This window comes from Streptomyces griseoviridis, from assembly GCF_005222485.1.
GTDB lineage: Bacteria > Actinomycetota > Actinomycetes > Streptomycetales > Streptomycetaceae > Streptomyces > Streptomyces hintoniae.
The window spans coordinates 3,643,164-3,656,607 of the sequence record NZ_CP029078.1 but is presented as its reverse complement, the minus strand read 5'-3'; the positions used below and the strand labels follow the sequence as shown (position 1 = coordinate 3,656,607).

Annotated in this window: 9 protein-coding genes; 7 read left to right on the top strand and 2 right to left on the bottom strand. The window is 74.6% G+C overall.

Annotated elements, in window-relative coordinates:
• Positions 1-152 precede the first annotated feature (152 nt).
• Entirely contained in the window at positions 153-4,028 is a 3,876-nt protein-coding gene (locus DDJ31_RS15385; RefSeq protein ID WP_127182776.1) for an FHA domain-containing protein, read from the bottom strand.
• 472 nt (positions 4,029-4,500) lie between these two features.
• Between DDJ31_RS15385 and DDJ31_RS15380 the strand changes: the two genes are divergently transcribed.
• From DDJ31_RS15380 to DDJ31_RS15365, 4 genes are all read left to right on the top strand, one after another.
• Positions 4,501-6,171 carry a serine/threonine-protein kinase gene (locus DDJ31_RS15380; protein WP_127179719.1) on the top strand — a complete coding sequence of 557 codons (1,671 nt, stop codon included), beginning with the start codon at positions 4,501-4,503 and terminating at the stop codon, positions 6,169-6,171.
• 105 nt (positions 6,172-6,276) lie between these two features.
• Entirely contained in the window at positions 6,277-7,554 is a 1,278-nt protein-coding gene (locus tag DDJ31_RS15375; RefSeq protein WP_127179720.1) for a serine/threonine-protein kinase, read from the top strand.
• A 428-nt stretch (positions 7,555-7,982) separates the two neighbouring features.
• Positions 7,983-9,089: a peptide chain release factor 2 gene (prfB, locus tag DDJ31_RS15370; RefSeq protein WP_127179721.1), complete on the top strand. Its 1,107-nt coding sequence runs from the start codon at positions 7,983-7,985 to the stop codon at positions 9,087-9,089.
• 309 nt (positions 9,090-9,398) lie between these two features.
• The gene (locus DDJ31_RS15365) at positions 9,399-9,983 is read left to right on the top strand and encodes a hypothetical protein (RefSeq protein ID WP_127179722.1); all 585 of its coding nucleotides are present in this window, start codon (positions 9,399-9,401) and stop codon (positions 9,981-9,983) included.
• 127 nt (positions 9,984-10,110) lie between these two features.
• Here the strand turns inward: DDJ31_RS15365 and DDJ31_RS15360 are convergent, their stop codons facing one another.
• Positions 10,111-10,302 (bottom strand): hypothetical protein, encoded by a 192-nt coding sequence (locus DDJ31_RS15360; RefSeq protein ID WP_093824555.1) that lies wholly within the window; start codon positions 10,300-10,302, stop codon positions 10,111-10,113.
• A 244-nt stretch (positions 10,303-10,546) separates the two neighbouring features.
• Between DDJ31_RS15360 and ftsE the strand changes: the two genes are divergently transcribed.
• The 3 genes from ftsE to DDJ31_RS15345 all read left to right on the top strand — a co-directional run bounded on the left by ftsE (position 10,547) and on the right by DDJ31_RS15345 (position 13,429).
• The gene (gene ftsE, locus DDJ31_RS15355; protein WP_059203505.1) at positions 10,547-11,236 is read left to right on the top strand and encodes a cell division ATP-binding protein FtsE; all 690 of its coding nucleotides are present in this window, start codon (positions 10,547-10,549) and stop codon (positions 11,234-11,236) included.
• 35 nt (positions 11,237-11,271) lie between these two features.
• Positions 11,272-12,192, top strand: a complete 921-nt coding sequence (gene ftsX / locus DDJ31_RS15350) for a permease-like cell division protein FtsX (protein WP_127179723.1) — start codon at positions 11,272-11,274, stop codon at positions 12,190-12,192.
• A 67-nt stretch (positions 12,193-12,259) separates the two neighbouring features.
• Positions 12,260-13,429 (top strand): S41 family peptidase, encoded by a 1,170-nt coding sequence (locus tag DDJ31_RS15345; protein WP_127179724.1) that lies wholly within the window; start codon positions 12,260-12,262, stop codon positions 13,427-13,429.
• Positions 13,430-13,444 lie beyond the last annotated feature (15 nt).

Below are 13,444 nucleotides of genomic sequence, written 5' to 3'. Positions count from 1 at the left end.
CGCTGTCCCGTGCGCATGGTCCACGGGGACGGGAAGGGCGGCAAGACCGTGGTCGCTGTCAAGTGCGCGATCGTGACCACGTCGTGACTCCGGGTACCGGAGAAGTGAAACGTGCGGCGCCTGGGGCCACGCCCGGGGCGCCGCACGGCCGGCTACAGCAGCGACGGGACCTCGGTCGCCGCCACCTGCTTCGCCGCCCGCTCCAGGGCGCTCGCCAGCAGCGCCAGGTCGGTGGGGCCGTTGCCCAGCTCCCGCACCGGACGCCGGGTCGGCGGGTCGCCCATCCGCGGCCAGTCCAGCGCGACGACCGTGGGGCGCAGCGTCGCCGTCCGCGGGATGCGGCCCGTCACCCGGCCGCCCTGGAACGGCGTCGACGCGCCGTCGGGCAGGACCAGCCGGCCCCGACCCGGCGCCGGCGCGTCAGGACCCGCACCGGGGGCGTCGAGCAGCACGCGGAGCGTCGCGAGCCGCGAAGGCTCCGTCTCCGCCGTCCGCCCCCCGGGGCCCGTCGCCGCCACCAGGTGCACCCCGAGCCGCTCGCCCTCCCTGGCCACCGCCTCCAGCGCCCGCATCACCGAGCCCGCGGCCGGACGGCCAGGCGAGCCGAGCGCGGGGGACACCAGCGCGTCCAGATCGTCGACCACCACGACCAGTCGCGGCAACGACGGCGGCTGCTGCCGCTGTTGACGGTGGGCCGCCGGACGCAGCCGGATCGTCGCGCTCGGCGCCGAGTCCAGGTCGGCGGCGCCCGCCGACGCGTCCCTGGGGGCCACCAGCCGGCCGGGCACCGCACGGCCCGCGTGCCGGTCGGCGAACCCGCCGCGCCCCACCAGCTCCGCCCTGCGCTTCAGCTCCGCGCTCAGCGACTGCGCGAACTCCCGCATCCGCACCGGGTCGTTGGCCGTCAGATGGGTCGTCACATGCGGGACGTCCGTGCACACCCGCAGGCCGTCGCCGTGGCCGCTCGCCGCGCCCACGCCGTCCCGGCCGTCCACCAGGACGACGCTCAGCCGGTCGGGGCGCTCGGCCGCCGCCAGCGAGGCGACCAGCGCGCGCAGCAGCTCGGTGCGCCCGCTGCCCGCCGGGCCCTCGATCAGCAGGTGCGGGCCGTCGGCCGCGAGGTCCGCGGTGACCGGGCCGCGCGGACCCGCGCCGAGCACCGCCGAGGCCCGGCCGCCCAGCGACTCCGGGTCGTCGGCCGCGTCCGCCCAGCGCGCCATCAGCGACGCCGGGGTGGCACGGGCCAGGCCCAACTCGTCCAGCAGCCGCGCCGCCTGGGGCAGCGGCAGCGACACCCGCGGCTGGGCCGCGCCGCCCGCCGTGCCGTCCTGCCGCAGCGGGGCCAGCGCGCGGGCGAACCGCTCCGACCAGGCGGCCGACACCGCGTCCACCGCGGCGATCGTGCCCGGACCGACCGGGGTGGGGACCGGTTCCCGCGCGGCGCGGGCCACCCGCACCAGCCGCAGCGCCGTCGCCACGTCGCCGCTCAGCAGCGCGACCGCGCCGCACTCCCGGAACGCCGGCGCCACCGCGCACGCCGCCTCGTACGCCTCCGTCACCGGCGCGTCGGGCGCCGCCGCCTCCGTCTCCGCCAGACACACCACGTGGACGCCGGCCCGCGGACCCTCCAGGGCCAGCCGCGCCACCGCGTCACCGACCGCGTGGTCGCCGACGTCGCCGTCCACGACCAGGACCGTGTACGGGCCGCCGTACGGCGGGTTCGACCCGGCCGGACGGTCCTCCAGGCGGCGCAGCAGTTCGTCGGCGCGGGCCGCGGCCTGCTCCCGGTCGTAGGCCAGCAGCAGCCGGCAGTCCTGCCCGTGCCCGGGACGCAGATGCGGCAGCCAGCCCAGCCACGACCACTCCGCCGTCCGCTCCGCGACCGTGCGCGCGCGGTCGGCGCTGATCAGCACGATCTCCAGGGACTCGGGCGCGTGCAGCGCGGCCAGCTGCGCCAGCACGGCGCGGGCGAGACCGGCCAGCCGGGTGCGCGGCCCGGCCAGACCGAGAGCCCCGGCCTCCCGCAGATCGGCGGTCACCGGCACGGCGGACAGCGGCCCGGTGCCGTCCGGGGCGGTCCGGTCGGCGGTCCCCAGCCGCACGGTGAGCGCCTCGGGGTGCCCGGGGGCGCGCTCCCACAGCCGGGGTCCCGGGCCGAGCGCGGTCAGCAGCAGGCTGGCGGCGTCCGGCCAGGTCTCCGGCGACGCGTCGCCGACGGCGCCCGCGACGGGGGGTTCCTGGCCGGGTGACCTGGCGGGCCGGCCGCCGCGGTCGTCGCGGCCACCGGACGCGGGACGACCGTCGTAGCCGTCATACCCACCGTGTCCGCTGCGTCCGCTGTGTCCGTCGCGGTCGTCGCGTTCCTCGCGTTCGTCGTATTCGTAGGGATCGTGCTCCGCGCGGGTGCCGGTGAGGCGCCTGGCCCAGGCCGAGAGGCCGCCCTTGCGGCGTCCGGCGGCGCCGGACGCCGCGCGGTCGCGCGCGGCGGCGCGGTCCGCGTCGGCGCGGTGCGGGGGTACGTTCCCGCGGCGGCTGTCCCGGCTGTCCCGGCCGTCGTCGGTTCCGGAGGAGCCGCGGGCGCCGGCCTGTCCCCGGGGGGCGTCGGTGCCGTACTCCTCGGCACGGTGGCCGCCCGTGGCGTCGGGGGAGGCGCCGTAGCGGGGTGTGCCCGTGCCGTGGTCGGTGCCGGGACCGCCGGGTGCGGCGCCCGCGCGGCGGGCCTCCCGGCCGTCGCCGGCGTCGCCGCGGGGATCGCCGTACGGAGCGTGCGGGTCGTGCGGGTCGTACGGAGCGTGCGAGTCGTACGGAGCGTGCGGGTCGCCCGCGCGGTCACGGGGCGTCCCGTGACCGCCGTGGCCCGTGCCGTAGGGCGGGGTGTCGCCCCGGGGGTCGGGGGCGGGCGCGTTCCGGCCGGGGCCCCCCGCGCGCGACGACCCGCGCTCGCCGGTGCCGTACGGAGAGGCTGGGGCGCCGTGGGCACCGTCGGTACGGGGGTCCGCCGGGGCGGTGCCGTACCCGGGTGCGCTCCCGTGCCCGGAAGCGTCCGGTGCCCGCCGGCCGACGGCGCTCTCCGTGCCGTGTCCTGCCGGTCGCCCGTGGCCTTCGGCGCCCGGGGTGTCCCGGCCGCCGGTCAGGTGCCCGGCGTCCGGGGTGCGCGGGTCGCGCGGGTCGGACGCCGTCGCGCCCCCGCGCCCCGCGTGCGGGTCGCCCGCGCCGTACGGCGGGCGCGTCTCGATGCGGGGTGCGCCGGCCTGGCCGGGGACCATCGAGATCTGCTGCGCGCCGTCGCCCACGCGCGCGTGCGGGAGGCGGCCCGGGTCGGTGCGGGCGGGGGCACCGCCCTCGGGGCGGGACACGCGCACGTGCCCCTCGCCGTCCGGTGCCGTCGGCACCCGCGCCCCCGGGCCGCCCGCCGGGGTCAGCCGCAGCGCCGACTCGCCGATCCGCAGCAGCGCGCCCGGCGCGAAGCGGACCGGGCGGCCGGTGACCCGGACGCCGTCGAGCAGGGTGCCGTTGGTCGAGCCCAGGTCGGCGACGGAGACCCGGCCGTCGGGCGCGAGGGTCACCGCGCAGTGCAGCCGGGAGACGTCCGGGTCGTCCAGCGGGACGTCGGCGTCGGCGGAGCGGCCGATCCTGATCTCGCCGCCGTGCAGCAGGTGGACCCCGCCCGCGTCGGGCCCCGCGGTGACGTGCAGCTGGGTCGGCGCGTCGTCCAGCTCGGGGTGCGGTTCGGGTTCGGCGGGGGCGCCGAGCGCGAGCACCGTGCCGTCGATCAGCGGCGGCTCGCCCAGCGTGCACCGGCGGTCGTCGAGGCGCTGCGCGCCCGCGTACAGCACCACGGGGCCGCCCGGCTCACGGCCGCGCTCGGACAGCGCGCCGTCGCCCGCGACCGCCGACGCGAGCGCCGAGGCCACCGCCGAGAGGGCCGTTCCGGCGGGGGCCGTGACCAGCACGTCGCAGCTCGCGGCGCGGTCCCGCGCCCGGTCGGGCGGGCCCAGCGGGTCCACGACGGTCAGCCGGATCTGCATCGCCGTCAGCGATCCCTTCTGCGCGCGGGCGCGGACTTTCCCCCCACCCCACACGAGCACGTCGGCCAGTACTGCAGGCATCCTCGCACCTGCCACTGACAATGCGCCCACGGTCCCGCCAGAAGTGATCTTGATTGGTCGGCTCTGCCCTCAAAAGTGCCTGATCCGTAGTTCACTCTCGACCGCTTGAGATCGGTCACGTCCAGGGAGGGCAACCGGAAGGACCGGGTCGCGCGTCTTTCCTTCGACCACGAACGACCGAACCTGCACGACAACGACCACCACGCACGACGACGCCGCCGGCGACGGCGGTGATGACCGCGACGGTGGCGATGACCGCGACGGCCGGTGCGCGGGACGCAGGGCGCAGGGCGCAGGGCGCAGGGAAGGATGAGAGCCGGTGCCGGTCCGCCCGGCACTACAGTGGGTCGGAACCCAGGCAAGCAGCGACAAGCAGCAGGGAGCGCATGACGTGCGGCCGGTTGGCAGCAAGTACCTGCTCGAGGAGCCGCTCGGACGCGGCGCCACGGGCACCGTCTGGCGAGCCCGCCAGCGTGAGACCGCGGGTGCCGAGGCGGCCGTGCCCGGCCAGCCCGGCGAGACCGTCGCGATCAAGGTCCTCAAGGAGGAGCTGGCGAGCGACCCCGACATCGTGATGCGGTTCCTGCGCGAGCGCTCGGTGCTGCTGCGGCTGACCCACCCGAACATCGTCCGGGTCCGCGACCTCGTCGTCGAGGGCGATCTCCTCGCCCTCGTCATGGACCTCGTCGACGGCCCCGACCTGCACCGCTACCTGCGCGAGAACGGCCCCTTCAGCCCGGTCGGCGCGGCCCTGCTCACCGCCCAGGTCGCCGACGCGCTCGCCGCGAGCCACGCCGACGGCGTGGTCCACCGTGATCTGAAACCGGCCAATGTGCTGCTGCGGCAGTACGGCGACCAGATGCACCCGATGCTCACCGACTTCGGCATCGCGCGCCTCGCCGACTCCCCGGGCCTCACCCGCACCCACGAATTCGTCGGCACGCCCGCGTACGTGGCGCCGGAGTCCGCCGAGGGCCGCCCGCAGACCTCCGCCGTCGACATCTACGGCGCCGGCATCCTGATGTACGAGCTGGTCACCGGCCGCCCCCCGTTCGGCGGCGGCTCCGCACTCGAAGTCCTGCACCAGCACCTGAGCGCCGAACCGCGCCGCCCCTCCACGGTCCCCGACCCGCTGTGGACGGTCATCGAGCGCTGCCTGCGCAAGAACCCCGACGAACGCCCCAGTGCCGAGAACCTCGCGCACGCCCTGCGGGTCGTCGCCGAGGGCATCGGCGTGCACGCCGGCTCCGCGCAGATCGCCGCGGCCGACGCCGTCGGCTCGCTCCTCGGACCCGACCAGGACCCCGCCTCGGTGCCCGGTTCGGGCGGGCCGGGAGCCGGGGTGCCCGGCTCCGCCGACCCGACGCAGGTGCTGCCGCACCACGCCGGGGCCTACGACCCGAGCGCGGCGACCAGCGTGCTGCCGCACACCGGCGGCCCCGGGCAGGCCGGCGCCGCCGACCCCACCGCCGTGCTGCCGCCGGTGCCGCCAGGACAGCCCGGCGGGCAGCCCGGCGGGCAGCCCGAGCAGCCGCACCCCTGGCAGAACCAGCTCCGCGCGGCCCGCGACCGCAACGAACAGACCCAGGTCCAGTACCTCGACCCGAACGAGGACCCGCTGCGCCGCCGCCCGCAGCGGCAGGTGCAGCGCCCGCAGCAGCAGCCCGGCTACGGCTACCCGCAGGACCAGCAGCAGCAACAGCAGCCGCAGCAGCAGCCCCGGCAGGAGCGCGGGCGGCGCCAGCAGTACGCCCCGCCGCGCCAGGAGCCGCAGCCGCAGCGCTACACCCCGCCGCCCACCCCGCGGCAGCCCGCCCGCGAGCCGCGCGAGCCCAGGCAGCGCAGCGCCAACCCGATGAAGATCCCCGGCCTCGGCTGCCTCAAGGGATGCCTGTTCACGCTGGTCATCCTGTTCGTGGCGGGCTGGCTTGTCTGGGAGCTGAGCCCGCTCCAGGAGTGGATCGGCACCGGCAAGGGCTACTGGGAACAGCTGAGCGACTGGTTCACCACGGTGACCGGCTGGATCGGCGACCTGAGCAACGGCAACACGCCGGGCAACTGACGTTGGGGATTTGTCGACACCAGGTGGGTGATTTCCGTCTCCGCGGTGAAGGTTGGCTCCTCGGACGCGTAGTTTGAGCGGCAACACGCGTCGGTAGGAGCAGTCTTGGCACGGAAGATCGGCAGCCGGTACACCGCGAACCAGATCCTGGGACGGGGCAGCGCCGGCACGGTGTGGCTCGGCGAGGGACCGGAAGGACCCGTGGCCGTGAAGCTCCTGCGTGAGGACCTCGCGTCCGACCAGGAGCTGGTCGGCCGTTTCGTGCAGGAGCGCACCGCCCTCCTCGTCCTCGACCACCCGAACGTCGTCTCGGTCCGTGACCTGGTGGTCGACGGCAACGACCTCGCGCTCGTCATGGACCTGGTCCGCGGCACCGACCTGCGCACCCGCCTCGACCGCGACCGGCGGATGGCGCCCGAGGCCGCGGTGGCGATCGTCGCGGACGTCGCCGACGCGCTCGCCGCCGCGCACGCGGCCGGGGTCGTGCACCGGGACGTCAAACCGGAGAACGTCCTGCTGGACATGCAGGGCCCGCTCGGACCCGGCGGCTCGCACCCCGCGCTGCTGACCGACTTCGGCGTCGCGAAGCTGATCGACTCCCCGCGCCGCACCCGCGCCACGAAGATCATCGGCACCCCCGACTACCTGGCCCCCGAGATCGTCGAGGGGCTGCCCCCGCGCGCGGCCGTCGACATCTACGCCCTGGCCACGGTCCTCTACGAGCTGCTCGCCGGCTTCACGCCGTTCGGCGGCGGCCACCCCGGGGCGGTCCTGCGCCGCCATGTCACCGAGAGCGTCGCGCCGCTGCCCGGCATCCCCGACGAGCTGTGGCAGCTGATGGTCCAGTGCCTCGCCAAGGCCCCCGCCTCCCGGCTGCGCGCCTCCGAGCTGGGCGTCAGGCTGCGCGAGCTGCTGCCGATGCTCGCCGGCATGCCCCCGCTCGACGTCGACGAGCCCGACTCCGAGCCGTCCGGACCGGCCGGCCCGGCCGAACCGGCGGACCAGCCCGACTCCCGGGGCGCCGAGAACGCGGCACCCGCCGCGTCGGACCGCCCGGCCCGCCGCCGGGGCGCGGTCCCGCTGGTCCCCGGCGCCAAGCCCGCCGACTCCAACCGCGACACCCACACGTCGATGCGCGTCCCGGCCGCCGACGAACTGGCGGGCGGCGCGCACGGCACCGCCCGGGTGCCCCGCGCGCCCGGCGCCCGCCGCCCCGGCTCGGCCCGCCACCGCGCCCAGGCCCGCCGCCGGCGCATCGCCCTGAGCGCGGGCGCCCTCGCCCTGATCGCGGCGGTGGGCGCGGGCACCTGGTGGGCCACCGGCGGCGACGACGCGGGCTCCCCGCCCCAGGACACGAAGAACTCGGCACCCACCAGCCCCTGACCGGGGCGCCACCATCCCTGACCGGGCGCCCCTGACCCGGCCCCCACCAGCCCCTGACCCGGCCGCCACCATCCCTGACCGGGCGCCCCTGACCCGGCGCGCACCAGCCCTGACCGTGCCCCCTGACCCGGCGCGCACCACCCTTGACCCGGCGCGCACCACCCTTGACCCGGCGCGCACCACCCTTGACCCGGCCCCCACCACTCCTGACCAGGCGCCCCTGACCCGGCCCCCACGACCCCTGACCGGGCCCCCGACCCGGCGCGCACCACCCCCTGACCCGGCCGTCACGCCCCGCGGCGCCGGGGGAGGGCCGGGGGGCGGCGGCCCCGGGCCCGGTGGCCCGGCCCGCCGCCGCGGGCGCCGTCCGCGGAGCGGGACCGGCGCCGGGGAGCCTCGCCGGTTGCCACAGCCGTTACGCTGGACGCGTGGCAGTCGTCGATGTATCTGAAGAACTCAAGTCCCTCTCCTCGACCATGGAGTCGATCGAGGCCGTCCTGGACCTCGACAGGCTGAGGGCCGACATCGCCGTGCTCGAGGAGCAGGCGGCCGCGCCGTCCCTGTGGGACAACCCGGACGAGGCGCAGAAGATCACCAGCAAGCTGAGCCACCTCCAGGCCGAGGTCAGGAAGGCCGAGGCGCTGCGCGGCCGGATCGACGATCTCTCCGTGCTGTTCGAGATGGCCGAGGAGGAGGACGACCCGGACACCCGCGCCGAGGCCGACTCCGAGCTGATCGCCGTCAAGAAGGCGCTGGACGAGATGGAGGTCAGGACGCTGCTCAGCGGTGAGTACGACTCCCGCGAGGCGCTCGTCAACATCCGTGCCGAGGCGGGCGGCGTCGACGCCGCCGACTTCGCCGAGAAGCTCCAGCGGATGTACCTGCGCTGGGCCGAGCAGCGCGGCTACAAGACCGAGATCTACGAGACGTCGTACGCGGAGGAGGCGGGCATCAAGTCCACCACCTTCGCCGTGCAGGTGCCGTACGCCTACGGCACCCTCTCGGTCGAGCAGGGCACCCACCGCCTGGTGCGCATCTCGCCCTTCGACAACCAGGGCCGCCGCCAGACGTCCTTCGCGGGCGTCGAGGTGCTGCCGGTGGTCGAGCAGACCGACCACGTCGAGATCGACGAGTCGGAGCTGCGGGTGGACGTGTACCGCTCCTCGGGCCCCGGCGGCCAGGGCGTCAACACCACCGACTCCGCGGTGCGGCTGACCCACATCCCCACCGGCATCGTGGTCTCCTGCCAGAACGAGCGCTCGCAGATCCAGAACAAGGCCACCGCGATGAACGTCCTCCAGGCCAAGCTCCTGGAGCGGCGCCGCCAGGAGGAGCAGGCCCGGATGGACGCCCTCAAGGGCGACGGCGGCAACTCCTGGGGCAACCAGATGCGTTCGTACGTGCTGCACCCGTACCAGATGGTCAAGGACCTGCGCACCGACTTCGAGGTCGGCAACCCCGAGGCCGTCTTCAACGGCGAGATCGACGGCTTCCTCGAAGCCGGGATTCGCTGGCGCAAGCAGCAGGAGAAGTAAGTTTGTCGACAAGGCAACTGCCGTCCACCGGACGGCAGTTGCCTTTCGTGTCTCCCGTCCCGCGCCGGATGTCCGGGTTTTACATCACACTCACAGAAGCCAACACCCTGCAAAGGTCGCCTAGAGGGACATTTGCGAACGGGACAGCCTTGACGTTGTGGTGAAAAGTGGGTTGGGTGAAGCGTGGCATGCGTGTCTGCGGGGCGCATGTGAACCGGGGGCTCTCATCCGGCTGTTGCCGTCCGCTCTCGTCGATCACCACCCCGAGCGCCGCCTCATCGACGATCAGCTACTGGGGGTAGCAACCACATGACGAAGAAGACGCGGATCCGTGTCGCGCGGATCGCCGCGGGTGCCGTGATCGCTGTCGGAGCCTCGGTGACCGCCGCCGGCGTCGCCGCCGCCGACGACTGCGACATCCTGGACATCTGCGTCACCCCGACGCCGACGCCCACCGAGACCGTCCTGCCCACGGACGAACCGACCGAGGAGCCCACCGAGGAGCCGACGGAGCAGCCGACGCAGCCCACCGAGCAGCCGACGCAGCCGACCGAGCAGCCCACCCAGCCCACGCAGGAGCCCACCTCCGGCCCCTCCGAGAAGCCCACCACCGCCCCGACCCACGGCGGCGGTGCCGGCAACGGCAACGGCACGGGCGGCAACCAGAACGACCCCAACGGCGGCTCCGGCACCTCCGCCCAGGAAGAGGGCACCTCCGCCCTCACCGACACCCGCTCCGCCACCTCCGCCCAGGGCGGCGGCGACGAGCTGGCCGAGACCGGCGCCGCGCAGACCACCTTCCTGGTCATCGGTGCCGCCACGATGATCGCCGGTGGCATCGGCTTCCGCATCCTGCCGCGCCTGGCGGCCGGCCGCGGTGGCGCCGCCGCCTGACCCCGGGCGAACGCGCACACCCTGAGTGAGCGCGACGCCACACAGCGCGACGGAGGGCCCGGAGCGAATCCACGCTCCGGGCCCTCCGGCGTACTCCATGGGCCCCCCGGGCCCCGCGGCCCGCCCGCTAGGCGGTCTGGTGGGCCAGCAGGGCCACCGCCGCGATCAGCACCGCGAGCAGGGCGATCAGGGCCGCCGGGTTCAGCCCGGCGAAGAAGTTCTCGTGCTGCAGCCGCTCGCGGTTGGCCCGGCACACCGGGCACCGGCCCTCACTGACGGGGGCCGCGCAGTTCGCGCACACCAGCCGGTCGTACGTCATGCGCTCGCCCTCCTTGCGACGGTTCCACGTATCAGAACGTCCCCCGGGCGAAGAACGTTCCCCCTCCACTGTGCCAGGTTCCTCCGCGCGGTGCGCGGGGTCGCCCTCCACCGCCCGGCCCGGCGGTGGACGCGGGTGGGCACAAACCGCACAACTCCTACGCAACCCCGACCGGCGCCTGCGCTCGCACACCCGGTTCGCGTATGGTCACGCTCATCTACCCCCGGCGACCCGTGGTGCACCCGTGATCCGATTCGACAACGTCTCCAAGGTCTACCCCAAGCAGACCCACCCCGCACTCAGGGACGTCTCCCTGGAAGTCGAGAAAGGCGAGTTCGTCTTCCTCGTCGGCTCCTCAGGCTCCGGCAAGTCCACCTTCCTGCGGCTCATCCTCCGCGAGGAGCGGTGCAGTCACGGCCAGGTGCACGTGCTGGGCAAAGACCTCGCGCGGCTCTCCAACTGGAAGGTGCCGCAGATGCGCCGCCAGTTGGGCACCGTCTTCCAGGACTTCCGCCTGCTGCCCAACAAGACGGTCGCCGAGAACGTGGCCTTCGCGCAGGAGGTCATCGGCAAGTCGAAGGGCGAGATCCGCAAGTCCGTGCCGCAGGTGCTCGACCTCGTCGGGCTCGGCGGCAAGGAGGACCGCAGACCGGGTGAGCTGTCCGGCGGTGAGCAGCAGCGCGTGGCCATCGCGCGCGCCTTCGTCAACCGGCCCAAGCTGCTGATCGCGGACGAGCCCACCGGCAACCTCGACCCGCAGACCTCGGTCGGCATCATGAAGCTGCTCGACCGCATCAACAGGACCGGCACCACCGTGGTGATGGCCACGCACGACCAGAACATCGTGGACCAGATGCGCAAGCGCGTCATCGAGCTGGAGAAGGGACGCCTCGTCCGCGACCAGGCCCGCGGCGTCTACGGCTACCAGCACTGACCGCGACCGTCCACGGAAAGGCATAACCCGACGCCATGCGCGCCCAGTTCGTTCTGTCGGAGATCGGTGTCGGTCTCCGCCGCAACTTGACGATGACCTTCGCCGTCATCGTCTCCGTCGCCCTGTCCCTGGCCCTGTTCGGCGGTTCGCTGCTGATGAGCGACCAGGTCACCACCATGAAGGGCTACTGGTACGACAAGGTCAACGTCTCGGTCTTCCTCTGCAACAAGAGCGACGCCGAGTCGGACCCCAACTGCGCCAAGGGCGCGGTCACCGACGACCAGAAGAAGTCGATCCTCGGCGACCTGGAGAAGATGACGACCGTCATCCAGAAGGTCACCTACGAGTCCCAGGACGACGCGTACAAGCACTACAAGCAGCAGTTCGGCGACTCGCCGCTGGCCAGCTCCCTCACGCCGGACCAGATGCAGGAGTCGTACCGGATCAAGTTGAAGGACCCGGAGAAGTACCAGGTCATCGCGACCGCCTTCGACGGCAGGGACGGCGTGCAGTCGGTGCAGGACCAGAAGGGCATCCTGGACAACCTGTTCGGCCTCCTCAACGGCATGAACTGGGCGGCCCGCGCGGTGATGGCGCTGATGCTGGTGGTCGCCCTGATGCTGATCGTCAACACCGTGCGCGTCTCCGCGTTCAGCCGCCGCCGCGAGACCGGCATCATGCGCCTGGTCGGCGCGTCCGGCTTCTACATCCAGGCGCCGTTCATCGCGGAGGCCGCGGTCGCCGGACTCATCGGCGGCACCGTCGCCTGCGGATTCCTGGTGCTGGCCCGGTACTTCATCATCGACCACGGCCTGGCCCTGTCCGAGAAGCTGAACCTGATCAACTTCATCGGCTGGGACGCCGTCCTGACGAAGCTGCCGCTCATCCTCGCGACCAGTCTGCTGATGCCCGCGCTGGCCGCGTTCTTCGCGCTGCGCAAGTACTTGAAGGTGTGACACATGCCAAGAGGGCCGTGCGGTCAACCGACCGTGCGGCCCTTCCGCTTGTCCTAGACTCACCGGCATGTCAGGCCAGGAACCCCTCTGTCAGCCTCGCCGCGTCCGCCGCGGGGCCGCCCTGACCATGGTGTTCGCGAGCGTCCTGGTGGCAGGCGCGGCGACCGGCTCGCTCCCCGCCGCGGAGCCCGAACCCGCCTCGGCCGTCGGCGCGGACGGCTCAGGTCCGCGCCCGGTCCGGCACGAGGACGTGGCGCGGGCCGCCGCCGAGGCGATGGCCGCGGGCAAGTCGCCTATGGAGGCCGCCGAACGCGCCGTCAGCCGCAGCGGCGACCGCTGGGGCGCGGTCTACTCCCCGGGCGAGTACGAGGAGTTCGAGGACGCGCTCGACGGCCGATACACCGGCGTCGGCCTGTCCGCGCGGCGCGAGCGGGACGGCAGGATCCAGGTGACCCGGGTGCAGTCCGGGTCGCCCGCCGCCGCGGCCGGCATCCACCAGGGCGACCGGCTGCGCACTGTCGACGGCGAGAAGGTCGACGGCCGTCCGGTCACCGAGGTCGTCTCGCTGCTGCGCGGCGACGCCACCGACGCGGAGGCGGGCACCGAGGTGCGGCTCGGCCTGGCCCGCGGCGCGCGCGACTGGAGCCGCACCCTGCGCAGGGCGGAGCTGTCCACCGACTCGGTGACCGTGCGCCGCGCCGAGGGCGAGGCCACGGTGATCACGGTGTCCGCGTTCACCAAGGGGTCGGGTGACACCATCGCGGCCGCCGCCCGGCAGGCCGCGGCGGGCGACGGCGTCATCCTCGACCTGCGCGGCAACTCCGGCGGCCTGGTCTCCGAGGCCGTCACCGCCGCCTCCGCCTTCCTCGACGGCGGCCTCGTCGCCACCTACGACGTGGACGGCGAGCAGCGCGCCCTGCACGCCGCGTCCGGCGGCGACACGGCGAGCCCGCTGGTGGTGCTCGTCGACGGCGGCACGATGAGCGCGGCCGAACTCCTCACCGGCGCCCTCCAGGACCGCGGCCGGGCCGTCGTCGTGGGCTCCCGCACCTTCGGCAAGGGCTCGGTGCAGATGCCGAGCCGGCTGCCCGGCGGCTCGGTCGCCGAACTGACCGTCGGCCACTACCGCACCCCCTCCGGGCGCGGCGTCGACGGCCGCGGCATCACCCCCGACCTGGACGCGGACCGGGACGCCGTGGAACGGGCCCGCACGGTGCTCGGCGGCCTCGGACGCTAGCCCCGCCCGTTAAAC